The 21,024-nt window shown below is 44.8% G+C and carries 19 protein-coding genes; 6 read left to right on the plus strand and 13 right to left on the minus strand.

The features are described 5' to 3' along the window. Positions 1-61 precede the first annotated feature (61 nt). On the plus strand, positions 62-652 hold the full coding sequence (locus QWZ04_RS01020) for a YjaG family protein (RefSeq protein WP_290324148.1): 591 nt from the start codon (positions 62-64) through the stop codon (positions 650-652). Positions 653-836: 184 nt separating this feature from the next. Here the strand turns inward: QWZ04_RS01020 and QWZ04_RS01025 are convergent, their stop codons facing one another. Continuing rightward, positions 837-1,895 carry a CNNM domain-containing protein gene (locus tag QWZ04_RS01025; protein ID WP_290324150.1) on the minus strand — a complete coding sequence of 353 codons (1,059 nt, stop codon included), beginning with the start codon at positions 1,893-1,895 and terminating at the stop codon, positions 837-839. Positions 1,896-2,165: 270 nt separating this feature from the next. On the opposite strand from QWZ04_RS01025, the gene hupA reads away from it, so the two are divergent. Then, the gene (gene hupA / locus QWZ04_RS01030) at positions 2,166-2,438 is read left to right on the plus strand and encodes a nucleoid-associated protein HU-alpha (RefSeq protein ID WP_102523292.1); all 273 of its coding nucleotides are present in this window, start codon (positions 2,166-2,168) and stop codon (positions 2,436-2,438) included. A 39-nt stretch (positions 2,439-2,477) separates the two neighbouring features. Continuing rightward, positions 2,478-3,191: a DUF1481 domain-containing protein gene (locus QWZ04_RS01035; RefSeq protein ID WP_290324180.1), complete on the plus strand. Its 714-nt coding sequence runs from the start codon at positions 2,478-2,480 to the stop codon at positions 3,189-3,191. Between the two features lie 134 nt (positions 3,192-3,325). Here QWZ04_RS01035 and purD read toward each other — a convergent pair whose 3' ends face one another. Together purD and purH are read right to left on the minus strand one after the other, a co-directional pair. After that, positions 3,326-4,615, minus strand: coding sequence for a phosphoribosylamine--glycine ligase (gene purD, locus QWZ04_RS01040; protein WP_290324182.1), 1,290 nt, complete (start codon positions 4,613-4,615; stop codon positions 3,326-3,328). Positions 4,616-4,701: 86 nt separating this feature from the next. After that, entirely contained in the window at positions 4,702-6,294 is a 1,593-nt protein-coding gene (purH, locus tag QWZ04_RS01045; protein ID WP_290324184.1) for a bifunctional phosphoribosylaminoimidazolecarboxamide formyltransferase/IMP cyclohydrolase, read from the minus strand. 274 nt (positions 6,295-6,568) lie between these two features. On the opposite strand from purH, the gene zntR reads away from it, so the two are divergent. Then, a complete protein-coding gene (gene zntR, locus QWZ04_RS01050) occupies positions 6,569-6,967 on the plus strand; it encodes a Zn(2+)-responsive transcriptional regulator (RefSeq protein ID WP_290324186.1) in 399 nt (132 codons plus the stop codon). A gap of 45 nt (positions 6,968-7,012) precedes the next feature. Here the strand turns inward: zntR and QWZ04_RS01055 are convergent, their stop codons facing one another. Then, entirely contained in the window at positions 7,013-8,653 is a 1,641-nt protein-coding gene (locus tag QWZ04_RS01055) for a methyl-accepting chemotaxis protein (RefSeq protein ID WP_290324188.1), read from the minus strand. A gap of 390 nt (positions 8,654-9,043) precedes the next feature. Here QWZ04_RS01055 and QWZ04_RS01060 point away from each other — a divergent pair, with 390 nt between their 5' ends. Further along, positions 9,044-9,622 (plus strand): hypothetical protein, encoded by a 579-nt coding sequence (locus tag QWZ04_RS01060; protein WP_290324190.1) that lies wholly within the window; start codon positions 9,044-9,046, stop codon positions 9,620-9,622. Positions 9,623-9,711: 89 nt separating this feature from the next. On the opposite strand, the gene fis is transcribed toward QWZ04_RS01060, so the two are convergent. From fis to QWZ04_RS01105, 9 genes are all read right to left on the minus strand, one after another. Next, entirely contained in the window at positions 9,712-10,008 is a 297-nt protein-coding gene (fis, locus tag QWZ04_RS01065; protein ID WP_102523285.1) for a DNA-binding transcriptional regulator Fis, read from the minus strand. A 23-nt stretch (positions 10,009-10,031) separates the two neighbouring features. After that, the gene (gene dusB / locus QWZ04_RS01070; RefSeq protein WP_290324193.1) at positions 10,032-11,000 is read right to left on the minus strand and encodes a tRNA dihydrouridine synthase DusB; all 969 of its coding nucleotides are present in this window, start codon (positions 10,998-11,000) and stop codon (positions 10,032-10,034) included. 150 nt (positions 11,001-11,150) lie between these two features. Then, the gene (prmA, locus tag QWZ04_RS01075; protein ID WP_290324195.1) at positions 11,151-12,038 is read right to left on the minus strand and encodes a 50S ribosomal protein L11 methyltransferase; all 888 of its coding nucleotides are present in this window, start codon (positions 12,036-12,038) and stop codon (positions 11,151-11,153) included. Positions 12,039-12,151: 113 nt separating this feature from the next. After that, positions 12,152-13,495, minus strand: a complete 1,344-nt coding sequence (gene accC, locus QWZ04_RS01080; RefSeq protein WP_290324197.1) for an acetyl-CoA carboxylase biotin carboxylase subunit — start codon at positions 13,493-13,495, stop codon at positions 12,152-12,154. A gap of 14 nt (positions 13,496-13,509) precedes the next feature. Beyond that, positions 13,510-13,962 (minus strand): acetyl-CoA carboxylase biotin carboxyl carrier protein, encoded by a 453-nt coding sequence (gene accB / locus QWZ04_RS01085; RefSeq protein ID WP_290324199.1) that lies wholly within the window; start codon positions 13,960-13,962, stop codon positions 13,510-13,512. Between the two features lie 60 nt (positions 13,963-14,022). After that, positions 14,023-14,472, minus strand: a complete 450-nt coding sequence (aroQ, locus tag QWZ04_RS01090) for a type II 3-dehydroquinate dehydratase (RefSeq protein WP_290324200.1) — start codon at positions 14,470-14,472, stop codon at positions 14,023-14,025. 432 nt (positions 14,473-14,904) lie between these two features. Next, on the minus strand, positions 14,905-16,854 hold the full coding sequence (gene acs, locus QWZ04_RS01095) for an acetate--CoA ligase (protein ID WP_290324202.1): 1,950 nt from the start codon (positions 16,852-16,854) through the stop codon (positions 14,905-14,907). Between the two features lie 217 nt (positions 16,855-17,071). Beyond that, a complete protein-coding gene (locus QWZ04_RS01100) occupies positions 17,072-17,704 on the minus strand; it encodes a 3'-5' exonuclease (RefSeq protein ID WP_290324205.1) in 633 nt (210 codons plus the stop codon). A gap of 70 nt (positions 17,705-17,774) precedes the next feature. Further along, complete coding sequence (locus tag QWZ04_RS01105) at positions 17,775-19,601, minus strand: DUF294 nucleotidyltransferase-like domain-containing protein (protein ID WP_290324207.1); 1,827 nt, start codon at positions 19,599-19,601, stop codon at positions 17,775-17,777. A gap of 200 nt (positions 19,602-19,801) precedes the next feature. On the opposite strand from QWZ04_RS01105, the gene QWZ04_RS01110 reads away from it, so the two are divergent. After that, positions 19,802-20,974 (plus strand): 3-phenylpropionate MFS transporter, encoded by a 1,173-nt coding sequence (locus QWZ04_RS01110; RefSeq protein WP_290324208.1) that lies wholly within the window; start codon positions 19,802-19,804, stop codon positions 20,972-20,974. The last annotated feature ends 50 nt before the right edge of the window (positions 20,975-21,024 follow it).

A 21,024-nucleotide genomic window follows, 5' to 3' on the forward strand; every position in this document is an offset into this window, starting at 1 on the left:
TTTTTCCTGAGTGGTTATCAAGTACACTTCCGCTGTCTTTTTCTACAACCTTTGAGTATCTATGTTACAGAATCCAATTCAAGTTCGGCTTGAAAAGCTTGAGCCATGGCAGCAGATTACATTTATGGCTTCGCTATGTGAGCGTATGTACCCAAATTACGCTGTGTTTTGTGATAATACGGAATTTGCAGAAGCACGTATCTATAAAGATATTCTAGACAGTGTTTGGGAAATTTTGACGGTCAAAACCGCAAAAGTGAATTTTGAGCGTCAATTAGAGAAATTGGAAGAACTTATTCCCTCTTCAGAAGATTTTGACTTCTACGGTGTTCACCCAGCAATTGATGCTTGTTTTGGTTTGTCGACCTTACTGCATGGCTTGTTAGATAGAGATTACCTTTTTGAATCACTGATCAAAGTGAGCCAAAAGTCTGTAGAGACTGTCGCGATGTTAGAAGAAGCGAAATCTGGCATTGAAATCACTAACGACAATCAAAAAGAAAATGAAGCCGTTTGTGAAGAGTGGGACGCGCAATGGGCTATTTTCAGGCCTTTAAGAGAATGCGAAGCACGAGATATTGATCTAATTAAAGATTTGCGTATGGAATTACGTGATGAAGGTGTGAGCAATATCGGCCTTGCATTAGATTAGCGTCTAACGAATATCACATATTCTAATCATGGGAGCTAGCGCTCCTTTTTTTGTTCTGATGCCATCCCTTTATGAGTTCAAGCGTTTAAGTATTATCTAAAGATAGATCGGCGGAAAGAGCGTGAAAATAAAAAAAGGCATTGCTGCCTTTTTTTGTTTATTCCAAAGAGATTAAATAAGAGGCTTATTCGTCATCGTCTTTGTTTTCAATCACACCGTGCACACGCTTCCACTGCTCCCAGCGCTGGTAAGCCAGTTCTTGCATGTCATTGGTTTTATCGGCCTCATCGATGATCTCTTCACCCAGCAGATATTCAAAAATATCTTCTAGAGTCAGCAGGCCTTGGATTGTACCGTACTCATCGACAATCAAAGACAGCTGTAAGCGAAGCGCCATCATTTGATCAAATGCCTTAGGAAGAGGCATGTTGTTCAACAATACGTGAATTGGGCGCATGACAGTACCGAGCTGCTTTGCACCACATCCAGATTGTTGAAGTTTAAATAATTCCAACCGGTGGACAAAACCAATGATATTGTCACTTTGCTCACTGTAGATAAGCGGGCGAGAAAATGGCGTTTCTTTGTGCTCCGCTAAGAATTCGTCAATGGTGGTTTCTGCATCGACTCGGAACACCACGGTACGAGGAGTCATTATTTCTGTAACCGGGACATCTTGAATGTTCAGTAGGTTACTGAGTATTTTGGATTCGCCCTCTGCAAACTCACCCGATTCTCGTGCAAGCATCGCCATTGCGGATAGCTCATCACGCATTTTTGGTGGCTGATGGCCGCGAGCCAATCGTTTTGTGATTTGCTCCGAAAACCAAACGAAAGGTTTAAGTGCCAAAACCATCCAGCGCAAGATCCCTGCGGTTGCCGGAGCCAGTTGACGCCAGTACGTTGCACCAATGGTTTTTGGTACGATTTCGGACAGAACTAAAATACCCAGTGTGAGTACGGCTGAGAAAACGCCAAGCCATTGGCTTCCAAATACCACAGCGGCTTGTGCGCCTGCTGTTGCGGCACCGATAGTATGGGCGATGGTGTTTAAGGTCAGAATCGAGGCTAATGGACGGTCGATGTCTTCTTTGAGAGCCAGAAGGCTGTTGGCCGCTGGGTGTTCTTGTTGGCGTAATTGAGCAATGTAACTAGGGGAGATACTTAAAAGCACAGCTTCAAGTACCGAACAAACAAACGAAACTCCGATAGCAATGGAGACGTAAAATGTTAGCAGTAACATATTTTCCTACTGAAATAGTGATGGATCGCCATCAGCAAAGGTGCCGACTACACGTTGTAGTGGCCAGATGGCTCCCTTAGATCTTGGTCTGCATTGAGCTAAAAACAAGCAGTAGTCGATAAAAACTAGTAACAATATGTGAAGCAGAACCCACAAAATGGTTAAAAACGCAACATAAGGGCTGATATGGTGCGACAAACCTTTGCCAGAACAGGTATTTATGATTTACAGTGAGTCAGTTTTCGAATTATCTACAAGAAGGGAAACCTAATGAACAAGACCCAACTAATCGATTCTATCGCTGAAAAAGCCGATCTTTCTAAAGCACAAGCAAAAGCAGCTCTAGAAGCATTGCTTGGCGGTGTGACTGATGCACTTAAAGAGGGTGATCAAGTTCAACTTATCGGTTTTGGTACATTTAAAGTAAACCACCGTGCGGCTCGTACTGGTCGTAATCCAAAAACTGGTGATGAGATCCAAATTGCAGCTGCGAATGTTCCAGCATTTGTTGCAGGTAAAGCACTGAAAGATTCACTGAAATAATCTATACTACGCCGAGTTCATTACTCGGCGTAGTTTTTTATGAAACGTCTACTGCTTATCTCTGCGTTACTTGCAGCCACTGTTGGTTGCTCTTCTAGCGATCCCATTGCTAATGCCTCACAATATTCAAATTTATCTGGTGGTCAATCTGCTGGTGACTCAACTAGTTTCTATTGGTTAACAACAAAAATAGGCAAGCCATATACCGCGGGCGATTTTGTCACTTCTGGTGACTACGGTTCTTACTCGACCGATTATCGTTGGGGCGATGGCGTCTTGAGAGAGTTGATTCGTCAGGGCTCTCGTTTGCAGTCTCCTGTTGGCAGTCAAAACAATCAGCTGATCCCATATCGGGTACACATTCGTTTTAGTGCTTCTGGAGAGGCGGTGTATCAGCAATACCGTTTGGATGGCAAGGTTCGGCCTTTGAGTGCGAAAAATATTGCACGTTACCAACAAGAAGCGCTATTGCTATATGATACGGTTAGCCAACAACATGATGACAACCTTGAGTTGATTCAAGGTTACTGGAACGGGCAAACTTTCGAAACCTGCAACGATAGTGAATTTCAGCAACTGGAATTTAACCAAACTCTGCCAAGTTTTGTGGTTAATCGTTTGTCATCCGTCGATAACTACGTGTCGATTTTGGGGCGAAAGGATGTTAAAAAAGTGTCGGTGTCGGAATTGTTGATGCTATCGGATGATAATTACGACTGCGTGAAACGTCCTGAGTGGATTGAAGCGGAGTAGTTACTTCGTATTCGTTATTTATACCCTATTTAAAAAAGGCGCTCAATTTTGCATTGAGCGCCTTTTTACCATTGGGTTTCTTTGGCTAAACTATTCTGACTTATAAGCCAGAGTTAGAAGCTACGCCCAAACAGTTATTGTTCTTGTTCACGAGCAATGGCACGGTAACCAATGTCGTTGCGGTGGAACATGCCATTCCAGCTTACTTGTTTTGTAAGCGCGTAAGCGCGTTCTTGAGCTTCTGAAACACTGTTACCTAGCGCAGTTGCACACAGTACGCGGCCACCGTTTGTCACGACGTCGCCCGCATCATTGTTTGCTGTGCCTGCGTGGAAGATCTTCTGCTCATCTACGTTAGTTGTAGGCAAAGAAATCACATCGCCTTTTGCGTAGTCCGCTGGGTAACCACCGGCTGCAAGTACAACGCCGATAGAGGCGCGTGGGTCCCACTTAGATTCAACAGTGTCTAGCTTCTTATCGATAGCGGCAAGGCATAGTTCAACAAGATCTGATTCCATACGCATCATGATAGGTTGCGTTTCTGGGTCGCCAAAGCGGCAGTTATATTCGATAACTTTTGGCGTGCCATCTGCATCAATCATTAGGCCAGCGTAAAGGAAACCAGTGTATGGGTTGCCTTCCGCTTCCATACCGCGCACAGTCGGGTAAATAACCTCTTCCATGATGCGGTTGTGGATTTCAGGCGTAACGACAGGGGCTGGAGAGTAAGCACCCATGCCGCCAGTGTTAGGGCCTGTATCTTTGTCGCCAACGCGTTTATGATCTTGGCTGGTGGCCATTGGCAAAACGTTCTTACCATCAACCATAACGATGAAGCTTGCTTCTTCGCCATCTAAGAATTCTTCAATAACAACACGGCTTCCGGCTTCACCAAAGGCATTGCCCGCTAGCATGTCTTTGATGGCGTCTTCTGCTTCTGTCAGAGTCATCGCAACGATAACACCTTTACCAGCGGCAAGGCCGTCGGCTTTCACTACGATAGGAGCGCCTTGCTCACGTACGTATGCCAATGCAGGCTCAATTTCAGTGAAGTTAGAGTAGTAACCTGTTGGGATGTCGTGGCGAGCCAAAAAATCCTTGGTGAATGCTTTAGAGCCTTCTAGTTGCGCAGCGGCTTCTGTCGGGCCAAAGATTGGCAAGCCAGCTTCACGAAAAGCGTCAACGACACCAATAACAAGTGGTGCTTCAGGGCCAACAATCGTTAATTCAATTGTTTTGTCTTGTGCAAATGCAACCAAACCTGCGATGTCTTCAACGCCTATCTGAACGTTTTCTAGTTTTGGCTCAAGTGCAGTACCTGCGTTACCTGGAGCAATAAAAACCGTTTCAACATTTGGGCTTTGTGCCGCTTTCCAACCTAAAGCATGTTCTCTGCCGCCAGCACCGATGATCAATACGTTCATGTTTAAATCCTAAGTTTTAAATTCTTAAAAGCCCCTCAAAGTGAGAGGCTCGATATTCGTCTAATCGTTTAGGTTTAACCTAGTGATTAGTGACGGAAGTGACGCATGCCAGTAAAGATCATCGCCATACCGTGTTCATCTGCTGCAGCGATAACTTCGTCATCACGCATAGAGCCACCTGGTTGAATAACACACTTAATGCCTGCTTCTGCTGCTGCGTCGATACCGTCACGGAATGGGAAGAAAGCGTCAGAGGCCATCGCACAACCTTCAACAACCAAACCTTCGTCTGCGGCTTTAATACCTGCGATTTTCGCTGAGTAAACACGGCTCATTTGGCCAGCGCCGACACCAATGGTCATATCGCCTTTTGAGTATACGATAGCGTTAGATTTAACGTACTTAGCTACTTTCCAGCAGAATAGGGCGTCTTTTAGCTCTTCCGCTGTTGGCTGGCGTTTAGAAACTACTTTTAGGTCATCTTCAGAAACCATGCCTTGGTCGCGGTCTTGAACCAACAAGCCACCATTAACGCGTTTCACGTCAAATCCAGTTGTCTTAGTTGTCCACTCACCACATTCAAGTAAGCGAAGGTTTTTCTTCGCCGCTACGATTTCTACCGCTTCAGCAGAAACAGAAGGGGCAATGATAACTTCAACGAATTGACGCTCAGTGATAGCCGTTGCGGTTGCAGCGTCTAATTCACGGTTGAATGCGATGATACCGCCAAATGCAGACGTTGGGTCTGTTTTGAATGCACGGTCGTAAGCTTCAAGGATGCTTTCACCCAGTGCAACACCACATGGGTTTGCGTGCTTCACGATGACACATGCTGGTTCGTTGAACTCTTTCACACACTCAAGAGCGGCGTCAGTGTCAGCAATGTTATTGTAAGAAAGTGCTTTACCTTGAATTTGGCGAGCGGTAGAAACCGATGCTTCTTCTGGGTTAGCCTCTACGTAGAAAGCAGCGGCTTGGTGGCTGTTTTCACCGTAGCGCATGTCTTGCTTTTTCTCGAACTGTTGGTTGAATGTGCGAGGGAATTTGCTTTCCTCATCACCATCTTTGTTTTCACCGTAAGATGGAACCATAGTGCCGAAGTAGTTTGCGATCATGCCGTCGTAAGAAGCGGTGTGCTCAAATGCAGCAATGGCTAGGTCGAAACGAGTTTCTAGAGTAAGAGACTTGTCGTTTGCGTCCATTTCAGTGATAACACGGCTGTAGTCATGAGCATTAACCACAATCGTTACGTCTTTGTGGTTTTTGGCCGCAGAGCGAACCATAGTAGGGCCGCCGATGTCGATGTTTTCAACAGCGTCAGCGAGTGTACAACCTTCTTTCGCAACGGTTTCTGCGAACGGGTAAAGGTTTACAACGACCATATCAATAGGGTTGATGCCGTGAGTTGCCATGATGTCATCATCTTGACCACGACGACCGAGTACACCACCGTGAACTTTAGGGTGAAGAGTCTTAACACGACCGTCCATCATTTCTGGGAAACCAGTGTAATCTGATACTTCAGTAACAGCGATGCCTTGTTCAGCAAGTAGGCGTGCAGTGCCACCTGTGGAAAGGATGTCTACATTGCGTTCAGCTAGAGCTTTTGCAAACTCAACGATGCCAGTTTTGTCTGATACGCTGATCAGAGCGCGGCGGATTGGACGTGCGTTATTCATGCTACCATCTTCCTCAAATTCACGGAGTTAATATGTGTTAAACAAACTAAAGATATTTGCCAAAAATGACGCTATTGTGGCTAAAAAGACACGATAGCAGGCTGTTTTGGTAAAGACCTTTGGCTGCGAGCTCATTAGAGCATCTCCCAAATTTGATGGCGCGTATTCTAACCAATTAATTATAAAAAAGCTCGCGCAATCGATTGGTATCACAATTTTTTTAATCTATTTGGGTCATTTTGTCCCTAATTACGTATGACAGGGCTAAAAAATCATGTTTCAGATTGGCGAGCTAGCGAAGCGTTGCGGTGTGAGTACCGACACATTACGTTTTTATGAAAAGAATGAGCTAATTCAACCTGCGGGTCGGAGTGAATCAGGGTATCGCTTATACGACGAAGAAAATCAACGGCAAGTCATGTTCATTTTGAAATCCAAATCTCTGGGGCTGAGTTTAGATGAAATTCGTGAGCTGTTGACGATTCGACTAGAGGCTACTGCGCATAGTTGTGCAGAGGTGAAAGCCATTACGTCGTCAAAGTTACTGGTTATTGATGAAAAGATTCATGAGTTGACTAAAATTCGAGTGGCTTTAAAAAAGATAAACGACAACTGCTGCGGTCATGTTGAGGATAATGCCAGCCACTGCTCTATACTCGCGGCATTACAATAAACACAGCGTAAACATGAGCGCTTACGCTGTGTTTTAGTTTAGAAGTTAGACTTTGAATTGGTTAATCGTCTGTTGTAACTGTTCGCCATTGGACAGCAGTTCCTGACTCGCTTGTGCCACTTCGTTGGCTTGTGAGGCGGACTGATCACTGTTTTGTGCAATATTGGTTAAGTTGTGACTGATTTCTTCTGCGGCATTGCTCTGCTGCTGGCTCGACTGAGCGATGTGCTGATTCAATTCTAGAATGATGCTGACTTGATGATCAATCGCTCCTAGCGCCAGTTTGGCTTCTTCTGCTTGCTGTTGAGTGGAGACTGACTGGCTCTGTGTTTTTTCCATCGCTTTAGTCACGCTGTCGGCTCTTTGCTGCAAGTTATTGATGATCTGTTCGATTTCATCGGTACTTGACTGGGTGCGCGTAGCCAGTGTTCTTACTTCATCGGCAACAACGGCGAAGCCACGGCCTTGCTCTCCTGCACGAGCTGCTTCAATGGCGGCATTGAGCGCTAGTAAGTTTGTTTGCTCTGCTACGCCTCTAATCACTTCCAGCACTGTCGATACGGCAGCCGAATCGGCGGCCAATTGAATAGTGCTTTGTTCTGTTTGCTTGAGTAACTCTGATAGGTCGTTCATTTGAATGGCGGCTTCATCCATGATCAGTGCGCCATCTTGACCTCGGCTGGTAGCCAGTTGCGCCGCTTCAGCGGCTGAAGTTGCAGAGGTCGCGACCTCTTGATTACTTGCATGAAGCTGTCTCATGGCGGACGCGACGGAATCGACCGATTGATGTTGTTGCTTCGCTTGCATAGAGCTTTGTGCCGCAAGTTGGTTGAGCTGCGTTGCCGTCGAAGTAATACTCTGACTCACGGGCAGCATTTGACCCACAATCGCCCGTATTTTTGATGTGAAAAGGTTAAATGCTTTTGCGATGTGGCTCAGTTCATCATTTCCTTTATGGGTCAGTTGCTGGGTTAAGTCTCCCTCTCCTTGAGCAATATCATTGAGCGCAGTATCTAGCTGTTCACACGGGGTAATGATGCTTTTACTTAGGGTTCTTGAAACCAACAACATAAATAGCAAGCTAATGACAATTAATATGGAAGAAGACTGAACTCGCTGCCAAAAAATCACTTCGATATCATCAATGTAAACTCCACTGCCAACGATCCAACCCCAAGGTTTGAACAATTTTACGTAGGACAGCTTTTCTACATCAACCTCTGAGCCTGGTTTTGGCCACATGTAGTACACGAAGCCTTGCTGAGATTGATTGGTTACTTGGACGAATTCAACAAATAGTTTCTTTCCTGTTGGGTCTTTGACGTTCGATAAATCCTTGCCATTTAATTGAGGTTTCATTGGGTGCATGACCATTTTAGGGTGTGTATCGTTCACCCAAAAATAATCACCTTGTTCGTAGCGTAACTTGGACAGAGCTTGTGCAGCTTGCTCTTGAGCCTGTTCTCTATTTAGAGACCCATCTAATTGTTGTTGGTGGAAATAGGTAATAAGGCTGTTGGCGGTTTCGACTAGATGGCGAGTTTTTACTTGCTTCGCTTCCAGCAAATCTTGTTTATAGTCCACAGCGAACAGACCTAAAGGGATAAGCATTAATATGGTAATGCAAAGAGTGAGCAGATAAAGCCGCTTTTTGATGGAAATGAAGCGCAAGTTGAGACCAGTCATAATAAAACATTCCTTTGTATTGCAGAGGGCCGCTCTGTGGGAGTTTATCTAGGTGCTTTTTTTTCTTACTTATGCCACTACAGTTACTGATTAAGGTGAAAGCAGAGCTGTAAGAATTGTCGCGCCTTGTTGTTATGCATTCAGTATAGTGTTGTGATTGTGAGCTATTTAAAATACATACAAAAAGTGTGACTGTTAAGGACGATATTGTGGGAAAACGCGACTTAATTGGGGGGGCGAGTGGTTCTAATTTTTACCGATAAGCAAGGGTTTAGGTCATAAAAGTCAATTACGCGATAAGAAGCACGATGGATTGATTAAACCATCATGAATTAGTGAACTCGAAATCGTTACTCTGAAAGGTGATGTGTTTTACCGAGAGATAATTCAATGAACAGCGCCATAAATGAAACCAGTGCCTCTGAAATCAAAACATCGTTGACTCAAGTGACTCGTCAGCAGGCGGCTATCTACCTATACAAACAGCACTTACAGCCAGGATGTGAGTATCTACTACTGCTGAATCAAAAAACGCTGAATAGTGAAAAAAAAGAAATGAGGAAGCAAACCGCATTTCGACTCAGTTGGGTCGTATTGATATCTTCCGTTGTCGTATTAATTAGTTCAGCCTTTGAGCTGATGAACATTTTTACTGTCGTTGGTCTCTTTGCTGCTTACTTTGTAGCAAATTTATGCCATAACTTATTTTCTCCAGAAATTGCTTTGCCATCCGAACGTAATGAGTTGTTTGAATTTAATCGTCAGCTGAGAGAAGTGATTGTGCGAGAAGAGGAATTGGCTGGTGGCTTATTGTTTGAGCTGTTAAGGAAAAAAGGCCTTGAAGACAAAGCGGTTACTAATGGGTGCAAGCTAGAAGATGGCCCAATAGACCTATTCCAACTCGATGGAAATGGTTTATATCAATACTTGGATGCGATGAATTTAGTGATGAATCATCAAATAAAATAGACGTTAACGGATGCTATTTTGACATAAAAAAAGCCCCAACCAAAATATTGGTTAGGGCTTTAAAATCATAGATTTAAACTAATTTCTAATTAGTTCATGCCGTATTTTTTTAGTTTCTTACGCAAAGTACCACGGTTAATACCCATCATGGTTGCCGCGCGTGTTTGGTTACCGCGAGTGTATTGCATGATGGTGTCTAGTAGTGGTTGTTCAACTTCTGCCAATACTAGTTCGTATAATTCGCTGACGTCTTGACCATTTAGCTGAGCAAGATAATTTTTCAAAGATGCCTTTACAGAATCACGTAGTGGTTTCTGTGTAATTTGGTCTTGAGATGTAACGGTAGTTACTGTCAATGCTTCTGAAGTCAGGTTTTGTTCGAACATATTAGGTCTAGCTCTTCTCGTAATTATGATGCAACGTTATCAAAATAACCTTGTAATGCCTCAATCTGCAGCGGAGCTGCTTCAATGGCATTAAAGGTACGGCGAAACTCACTCGCTTGTTCATGCTCTTTTAAGTACCAACCCACATGCTTACGAGCAATGCGAGGGCCTAAATACTCTCCATAAAACTCATGAAGAGCGTCAACATGACCAAGCAGAATACCTTTTACTTCCGAATACGGAAGTTCGGGCATCGTGGTGCCGTTTTCCAAGTAGTGTAGGATTTCGTTAAAAATCCAAGGACGTCCTTGGGCAGGGCGTCCAATCATCAAAGCGTCTGCGCCGGTATAATCCAGTACAAACTTTGCCTTTTCTGGGCTATCGATATCACCGTTAGCGATAACCGGTATTGAAATGGCTTGTTTTACCGCTCTGATGCTGTCGTATTCTGCCTCGCCTTTGTACATACATGTTTTGGTGCGCCCATGGAGCGCCAACGCTTGTATGCCGCAGTCTTCGGCCATTTTAGCGACTTCAACACAGTTTTTATTTTCCGTGTTCCAGCCGGTTCTGGTTTTTAGGGTGACAGGAACCTCTACTGCATCTACCACCGCTGTCAAAATCTTTTTGATGATGTCAGGGTGTTGAAGTAATGCAGAGCCAGCAAGCTTCTTGTTCACCTTTTTAGCAGGGCAACCCATGTTGATATCGATGATTTGCGCACCGTTCTCAACACTTACTTGTGCTGCTTCTGCCATTAACTGAGGATCTGCGCCCGCAATTTGTACTGAGCGAATGCCCGATTCACCCTCATGTACCATGCGTTGTTGGGACTTAGCTGTATTCCATACCTTAGGGTTGGAGGATATCATTTCACTGACGGCCATCCCCGCACCATAGCGAAGACACAACTCTCGAAACGGTCTGTCAGTGACGCCAGCCATCGGCGCGACGATAAGATTATTCTTAAGTTGATAGTTTCCAATCTTCAAAACAGCTACACAGTTCTATACCAGTAAGGGCGCGCATTTTACGCATTTTTTCGCAAAGAGAAAAGCTTAATTTTTGAGCATTTACAATTTGTTTTTGAAATTGCCCGATTTTCAGGCAATTAGCGCACCCAGTACCAATTAAGCTTGCAATTACGCAGATTTTTGGCCCGAAATTCTGCACCATTCATTCAATTCGACGATAGAATCGACTAAAAGTTCATCACGGTAGTAATTTGCTACGTCTTCAGCTTGGCTATCAAGTACGCCTGACATAGCGAGAAGGCCGTTTGGTTTAATCAATCCTTTGATGACGCTAGACAGCTCGCGTAGTGGCCCTGCTAGGATATTTGCCACAACAACGTCGGCAATTAATCCATCAGGTTGGTCTTGAGGTAAGTAGAGTTCGATTTGACCAGCCACGCCATTGCGCTCTGCATTGTCTTTTGACGCCAAGATGGCTTGAGGGTCGATATCAATACCGATGACCTTTGCTGCGCCAAGTTTTAACGCGGCAATCGCCAGGATGCCTGAGCCACAACCAAAGTCGACAACAGTTTTGCCAGTAAGGTCCAAGCCTTCTAGCCATTCTAGGCACAATGACGTCGTTGGGTGCGTTCCAGTACCAAAGGCAAGACCAGGGTCGAGCATGACGTTAACAGCGTCTGGTTCCGGGATATCACGCCAACTTGGGCAAATCCATAAACGCTCACCAAATTTCATTGGGTGAAAGTTTTCCATCCATTCGCGTTCCCAGTCTTTGTCTTCCAGTTGCTCGACTTTAAAGGCAAAGCCATCTTCAAGCAGGTTGCTTGCTTTGATCTGCTTGATCACTAGGTCTGCATCGATTTCGGCATCGTAAAGCGCGACGACATCGGTTTCACCCCAAAGGCGAGTTTCACCGGGTGCGGGTTCAAATACAGGCGTGTCTTTTGCATCGAGAAAAGTGACCGATAAAGCGCCAGTTACTTCCATCAGCATGTCGCCAATGTGTTCCGCATTTTTATCGCTAGCGTTGAGTTTAATTTGAATCCAAGGCATGGGGTGTGTCTTCTTGCATGAGTGGAAATTGGGGGGGATTCTAGCAGAATTTAGAAAATTTGGACAAAAAAAACACTCCTCTAGGGGAGTGTTTTTTATCAAATCAAAGTGGCTTATTGCAGACCAAGCTTCTTCTCAAGGTAGTGGATGTTTGCTCCACCGTGTTGGAAGTTTTCGTCGGCCATGATTGCCTCTTGAAGAGGAGTATTGGTTTTGATGCCTTCTACGATCATCTCACCCAATGCATTCTTCATACGAGCAATGGCTACATCTCGGTTCTCACCAAATGTGATTAACTTGCCGATCATTGAGTCGTAATGTGGTGGTACTGTGTAACCCGTGTAGATGTGAGATTCCCAACGAACACCCATGCCGCCTGGCGCATGAAAGCGTTCAATCTTGCCTGGGCAAGGTAGGAAGCGCTCAGGATCTTCGGCATTAATACGACATTCAATCGCATGGCCACTGATCTTGATGTCATCTTGAGTGAACGACAAAGGCTGGCCTGCAGCAACACGAAGTTGCTCTTTGATCAGGTCAACGCCCGTTACCATTTCAGTCACTGGGTGCTCTACTTGAATACGAGTGTTCATTTCAATGAAGTAGAACTCGCCGTTTTCGTATAGGAATTCGAATGTACCTGCACCGCGGTAACCAATTTCAAGACATGCACGAGTACAACGTTCACCGATGTACTTACGCATTTCTTCCGTGATCCCCGGAGCTGGAGCTTCTTCAACTACTTTTTGGTGACGACGTTGCATAGAGCAATCACGTTCACCTAGGTGAATTGCGCCACCTTGGCCATCAGCGATGATTTGTACTTCAACGTGACGTGGGTTTTCAAGGAATTTTTCCATGTAAACCATGTCGTTGTTAAAGCAAGATTTTGCTTCAGCTCGCGTCATAAGAATGGCTTCTTCAAGGTCCGCTTCAGAGCGAACAACACGCATACCACGACCACCGCCGCCGCCAGAGGCTTTGATGATGACTGGGTAACCAATACGTTTAGCATGGTTTTTATTTTTTGCAGTGTCGTCGTCTAGCGGGCCGTCAGAACCTGGTACACAAGGAACACCGGCTTTTTTCATCGACGTAATAGCTGATACTTTATCACCCATTATGCGGATGGTTTCAGCTTTTGGGCCAACAAAGATAAAACCAGAACGCTCTACTTGTTCAGCAAAGTCGGCATTCTCAGATAAGAAGCCGTAACCTGGGTGAATCGCTACCGCGCCTGTCACTTCTGCAGCAGAAATGATGCGAGGAATATTTAGGTAGCTATCAATACCACGAGCAGGACCAATACAGATGGATTCATCAGCAAGTAAAACGTGCTTTAAATCGCGATCGGCCGTTGAGTGAACTGCTACGGTTTTGATGCCTAATTCTTTACATGCGCGAAGAATACGAAGTGCAATTTCACCTCGGTTCGCGATGACTAATTTATCTAGCATAGGAGTAGCCTCGATTATTCGATAACAACAAGTGGCTGATCGAATTCAACAGCTTGGCCGTCTTCAACTAGGATCGCGGTAACAACACCAGACTTATCCGCTTCGATTTGGTTCATCATTTTCATCGCTTCAACGATACATAATGTATCGCCAGCATTTATGCTTTGACCGACTTCAATGAATGATTTCGCTTCAGGCGTTGGAGAGCGGTAGAAAGTACCAACCATTGGAGACAGTACTTGATGACCTGCAGGTACGCTTGGCGCAGCTTCTACTGGAGCAGCTGCGGGTGCAACTGCTGGAGCTGCAACGGGTGCAGGCGCAGCTGCGTATTGTACTGGAGCTGCAACTGGTGCTGGGCTGTGGCGGCTAATGCGCACTGACTCTTCACCTTCAGAGATTTCAAGCTCAGCAATGCCAGATTCTTCAACCAACTCAATCAGCTTCTTAATTTTACGAATATCCATGTTGTCTTTCTCTTTATCTGTTTAATGACTTGCCTTAAGGCAGTACATAGCGATCAGTAACTACTTTGACTGCAGATGGTTTACCGCAGCGGTCAAAGCAAATTGGTATCCTTGAGCACCTAAACCGCAAATCACACCGACTGCTTTATCTGAAAGATAAGAGTGGTGACGGAAAGGTTCTCGGCTGTGCACATTAGATAAGTGCACTTCAATAAATGGAATCGCAACCCCAAGCAATGCGTCACGTAAGGCGACACTTGTGTGAGTGAATGCGGCCGGATTGATAATGATAAAGTCCACAGAATCGTAGGCTGCGTGAATGGCTTCAATGAGCTCATATTCACGATTTGATTGTAGATGTGTGAGTTCTACATCGATATTTTCAGCTTGTTGATGCAAGTCGTGGACAATTTGATCAAGTGTTTGCGAACCGTAGTGCGCAGGCTCTCTCAAACCAAGCAAATTTAAATTAGGGCCATTAAGTACCAGAATTCTTGATTTCGCTGACATCTTGAGTCTATCTTCCGTTATATAGGGCGTAAAATTCGCCTTTCCATTTTTCTTAAGCCAAAATCATATATTTTCTTTTAAAATAGACTTAGGCAGAGATTAACTGTCGATTATAGACAATTCAGCGCAATTAGCAGCAAAATACTGGTCTAATCACCGTAATTCTCTAATACTCTGACTTATATTTGTGAGGAAGGTTCAAATCAGTCTCATCGAGTTTTTGCTCTAATCAAGGTTGATTTGGTGAGTAAAGAGCGAATTGGGTTTTGGTGTGACAAGATAAGTAAGTTTCTAACCGCGTTTAAAACGGATGAATAGATTGAATTTAGACCGTAAGGCCTAATTCACTAGAGTTTGGGGGTAAAAAAACAAAAAGCCAAACACAAGGCTTGGCTTTTAAGTTCATTATATTTTACTCATCCGTTTTAGCTCTTAAGCAAGGCTGTGATTCTCTTCGATGAGTTTCTCTACCACGCTTGGATCGGCAAGAGTAGAGGTGTCACCTAAGTTGCTCGTGTCACCGGTAGCAATCTTACGTAGGATGCGACGCATAATTTTGCCAGAACGTGTTTTTGGTAGTGAATCCGTCCAGTGCAGCACATCAGGTGTAGCGATAGGGCCAATTTCTTTTCGTACCCAATCTTTCACTTCTTTATGTAGCTCTGCAGTTGGGAATTCGCCGTCATTTAGGGTGATGTAAGCGTATATCGCCTGGCCCTTAATGTCATGCGGAACGCCAACAATCGCAGCTTCTGCAATTTTATCAAATGCGACCAAAGCCGATTCAATTTCAGCGGTACCCATACGGTGACCGGACACGTTTAATACGTCATCCACTCGGCCTGTGATCCAGTAGTAACCATCTTCGTCACGGCGGGCACCATCACTGGTGAAGTACATGCCTTTAAAGGTTGAGAAGTACGTTTGTTCAAAGCGGTCGTGATCACCGTGAACTGTACGCATTTGCCCTGGCCAAGAATCGAGAATAACCAAGTTACCGTCTGCAGCACCTTCGATGATGTTGCCCATATTGTCGACCAATGCAGGTTGTACACCAAAGAATGGGCGAGTCGCTGAGCCTGGTTTTAAGTCCGTCGCGCCTGGCAGTGGTGCTATTAAAATACCACCGGTTTCAGTTTGCCACCATGTATCTACAATCGGTGATTTTTCGTCGCCGATAGTTTTGTAGTACCACTCCCATGCTTCTGGGTTAATTGGCTCACCCACTGAACCCATAATACGTAGGCTGTCTCTGGATGTGCCTTCAACCGCTTCTTTGCCTTTTGCCATCAGTGCTCGAATAGCGGTTGGTGCAGTGTAAAGGATGTTAACTTGGTGCTTATCGACCACTTCGCTCATGCGATTGGTTTTAGGGTAATTTGGCACCCCTTCAAATAAGATGGTTTTTGCCCCGTTCGCAAGTGGGCCGTAAACAAGATACGTATGCCCTGTGATCCAACCTACATCGGCGGTACACCAGAAGGTTTCGCCTTGTTGGTAGTCGAATACATATTTAAACGTCATTGTGGCGTAAACCAAATAACCACCAGTGGTGTGCAATACGCCTTTTGGTTTACCTGTCGATCCGGATGTGTAAAGAATAAAGAGAGGATCTTCGGCTTTCATTTCTTCCGGTGGGCAGTGATCAGACACTTTTGCCGTGGCTTCATGCCACCAAACGTCACGGTGATCATGCCACTCAACATCGCCACCAGTACGCTTAAGAACTAGCACTTTACTGATATTTTTAACTTCTGGATTGGTTAGAGCTTCGTCGACATTCTTTTTAAGCGGTACAGCGCGGCCACCACGAACCCCTTCATCGGCTGTAACAACAACTTTTGCGTTGGAATCGATGATGCGACCAGATAGTGCTTCAGGTGAGAACCCACCAAAAACCACAGTATGAACGGCGCCAATTCGTGTACAAGCTAACATGGCAACGGCAGCTTCAGGCACCATTGGCATGTAGAGACAGACAACATCGCCTTTATGGACGCCTTGCTCTTTCAATACATTAGAAAAGCGACAAACTTCTTGGTGAAGCTCGTTGAACGTCAGTGTTTTATCATCGGCTGGGTCATCGCCTTCCCAAATGATGGCAACTTCGTCGCCGCGCTCAGCTAGATGGCGGTCAATACAGTTTGCAGAAACGTTGAGTGTGCCGTCTTCAAACCAGCGAATGTCTACGTGACCTGTATCAAACGATGTTTGTTTAACTTGGGTGTAAGGTTTTATCCAGTCGACGATTTTGCCATGCTCACCCCAAAACTTTTCAGGATCAGAGACCGACTGTTGGTACATTGCTAGGTAGGTATCTTCATCCGCATGAGTCGTGGCTTTAATATTCTGTTTTACTGGATAAACGTTTCCTTCACTCATCGTGCTCTCCTTGAATTGGGCTGTTCCATTTTTCTTACTAATGGTTTGTCCTAACTTTCTGCTACTCCCGTGTTTTCTACAATTAGACTTTAGGATGAGAATGATGGATTTGCGTGGTAGCTGTTTGAATTTAATTATCAATTTTTCGAGGTGCTGCAAAAATAGAGGGTAAATAAGCAAATTCAAGGCGATGAACTGTTCGATCAAAATAGCGAGCTTAGCGAACAGAGGCGGAAGTAAGTGCCGGTAAGTCACCATAAGTGAGCCTAACGTAGACCAATGCCGCTGATATGGCGTCTTGCAGTGCATCGTGCTTATCTTGTAGGGGAAGATCTAAGTGTTTGCAGATGGCGTCGAGACTTAGGTCAAAATAGGCATTGGGTAAGTGACGTTCCAATTTTTGTTGGTAGATTTGGCTGACTTCCACTAAAGGATTAGGCAGGGGAAAACCAAGTTGCCTTTTGCAGGCGAGATCCAAGATCGTTTTGTCGTAGCGAATGTGATAACCGACAATTGAGCGATTTCCAATGAAAGCAATCAGTTCGATTAGTGCCTGTTTTTCGGTTAACCCATCTTTTAAATCTCGATGACGGATTTTATGGATGCGAATTGAGTTGGAATCCAAAGATTGAGGTGCCTGCAAACGGACATGAAAAGGTTTGCTAGTGATGATTTTGTTGCCCACAATCTTGGTTGCAGCAATGGTCACTAGCTCAGCTCGTTTAGGGTCTAGGCTGGTAGTTTCGCAATCGAGTGAGACAAATTCGCTTTTGCTTGGGGTGTTAAAAAGCCACTGATAGCGGTGACCTTTCAGTTTATAGTGCCACCATAGCCGGCGTAATTTATTCATAACTCTCCTTGGGTACGATTTATTTAGCGATCATTTTCGCCTTTCGCCTTTCGCCTTTCGCCTTTCGCTCTTAGTCTCTGATTTGATAGTGATAACCTAGCCATTGTTTAAACTTTTTCACCACGTGTAGGCTATGGCGTAAAATATCGCGTTCTGAGCGGTCTAGTTTATTCAATGAGATGTGATTGCTTGAATGGTCATCATGAAGTTGTTGGCTTAAACGTAGCTTAAAGAACAACTTTAAGGCTTCATTGAGGTTATCCGCGGTTTGTTGTTCTAATACCTTTTTACCTTGCAGTGCTCTGATTCGGTCAAAGGTGTTTTTTTCTTTAAGTGCGTATTCTAGGCTTAAGGCTCGAATTCCGTGCACGATTGGGAAAATGCCCCCTTGTTTAATATCGAGGCCTTTTTTGGAGGCCTTGACGTTGCCAAATAAAGACAGGGGTGAGGAGAAACGCAATGCTGGGCGGGTAAATTCCGTCAAAATCAGCTCTTGGTCGGCCATTAAGTTACTCAGGTGTTCGCTGATAGGGGCGAGCAGTTGTTTATTTCCTGCTATCGCACTGGCATCCGCCATGATGGCAATTTTCATGACCTGTTCTGGCTGTGCCTTATTGACCCAGGATGAAACGGTCTTCTTCCACTCGCTTTGGCTTTTTACCCATTCAGGGTTGTTGACCATGACTTTGCCTGGGCACAGGGGGTAGCCAAGCTGCAACAAGGTATGAGTTAACTTGTCCATAATTTTGGAACACTGGTGCCATTCAAGGCCATCATTCACGATCAATGCGTTGTCTTGGTCGGTTTTCAGTATTTGCTCACCACGCCCTTCTGAACCTAACACAACAAAACACAGTTGGTCATGCAATGGGCTTGGCACTATGATTTCAAAGGCTTTCTCTATTATCTGCTCATTAACTGCTGATATGAGTTCCATGATAAATCGGGTACGAATGCCGTTATTAAATAGGCTTTCTACTAGATTTCTCTGACGGTTGGCTGAAATGGCCAACTCCTCAATTGACTCTGAACGAGCAATGGCAAGGGACAGAACATGCGAATGAGTAGAAAAACTCGACAGTATTTGCGTCATATCGAGCATGCCAAGCGGTTTAGCTTCATCACATACCATGACGCGTTTCATTTTTTGTCGCGTCATGGTGATCATGGCGTTAAACAAGAAATCATCTTGTTTAACGTAGTAAACCGGATAAGTCGCAATGTGACCGACTGGGGTATCTAACGGATGATCTTCTAACATTACGGCGTGCAGCATATTGGTTCGCGTAATGATGCCAAAAGGATAAGGGTTATTGTTAGAGGTCAAGCGTGGGTCATTGGCTTTAAGTTGAACTAAGGCGCTGTCGATGCCTTTTTCTTTCATCAGTTTTGTTGCCTGATTTAAGGGTTGGTCAGGAGCTAAAATGACCGCTGGGTGATAAATACTGTCATCTACTTTCGTGAGTATAAATTCAGCCAGGTTTTGCTGCTGTTGCGCGGTTTCTAATAGCTGCTGACGCTTGGCGAGATTGCTATCGAAGTAAGCGGCAAACTGACCATTCTGATGATAAAGATCGAGAAACACGCTTTTGGGTAGTAAGTAACTTAGGGTGTCTTCTAAAGCGAGATACTTGTGTTTGGTGTGATTGTCGAATAATGAGCGCACATCAAACAGGTCGTCATGGGCGTAGTGCGCAAAGACTTCCGAATCGTCGGCTGCTCGTTCTTCTACCGTACCTTTAATCAAAACATGCAGAAATTGGCTTTCTTGAGCGGGGTGAAGAATGATGTCTCGCTCTCTATAGTAGGCGACATCTAATGAACTTTTTAGTGTGTCTTGTTGTGGTGCCGACAGTTTGTCAAAAGGAGGCACGTTCATATTAAATTTTTCTGGCATGGCTGCAGACTTGTGTGAGTGACCCTAACTCTAGTTTGACATTGATTAGCTGAAGCTCCAGACGACTTTGGTCTAATGAACGTCATTGAATAACGTCATTCAAGGGGGAAAAAAAAGAAATCGTTTTCTTCTCTTTTTCAATTGCACAACTGAAGTCATAATAGCGCCAAATTTTATTGTTACCGTAGCGGCCATTTTCTATGTTAGTTAAACCTTCACCATATGGGTGGATTTCTCAGTATTTCACCGGTTTCTTTTTCGCCTACGGAGTGTATTTACCGTTTTGGGCGCTTTGGTTTGAAGATCGTGGTGTTTCTGCAACGGATGTTGGCTTATTAATGGGGTTGGGCTTTGCCACTCGTTGCTTTGCCAACTTAGTGATCACTCCGCGTCTTCATCGTGTAGAGCAAATTATTCCGGCGTTACGCTGGTTGAGTGCCGCCAGTGTGCTTGCGATAGGGGTTCACTTCTTTACCGGAGCCAACTTTTGGTTGCTGGCGGTGGCGACCATTTTGTTTAACCTGTGCTGTGGACCGATCGTCCCTCTGTCCGATGCGATGGCGAACTACTACAGCAAATTGAAAATGCTCGATTATGGCCGAACTCGTTTATGGGGCTCGATTGCTTTTGTTGCAGGTTCTACCGTTGTGGGTTATCTGGTTGCAAAATTTGGCACCGACATGATTTTATATACGGCATTGTTTGGTGTTGTGATGTCGATGGTGTTTGTCATGCGTAATCCAAATTTAATGCCGGTATCAGAGCAGCCAAAAGATGTGGTTAGGCCAAAATTGATGAGCTTGCTGGCTGAAATGCCAATCGTAAGGTTCTTGGTATTGGTGTCGCTTATTCAGGGCAGTCACGCCGCTTACTACGGTTTTAGCTCTATCTATTGGAAAGAGTCTGGTATTGGCGAAGACATTATCGGTTATTTATGGAGTTTAGGCGTCATCGCCGAGATCGGTGTGTTTGCACTGAGCGCGAAATTATTTGCGGGCTGGAGTTTACGTTCTTTGTTTGTGGTGGCTTCTTTAGGGGTGATTGCGCGTTGGGGTTTAACGGCTTCAACGGTTGATATCTGGGCTTTAGTGGTGGTGCAGTTACTGCACGGGGTGACGTTCGCCATGGCACACATAGCAGCAATCCAATTTATTCAAAGCCAAAGCGAGCGAAAAATGGTGGCGTTGCAATCCTTATATAATGCCATCCCGCTTGGGGCATTTATTGCGGCCATGACGGCATTCAGTGGATGGGGTTACTCGACATGGGGTGCCGATGTTTTCTGGGTAATGGCAGCGATGGGTGTCTTAGCGTTGTTTGTGCGTGTTGATGGAAAGAAATCTGTAGTTAAGCCACAAATTCAGACTGAATAAATTGAGCTTAAAAAATAGTCACAGGTACACTAAAGGTCAGAGTTAATCTC

Source organism: Vibrio tapetis subsp. quintayensis (assembly GCF_030409945.1).
GTDB lineage: Bacteria > Pseudomonadota > Gammaproteobacteria > Enterobacterales > Vibrionaceae > Vibrio > Vibrio quintayensis.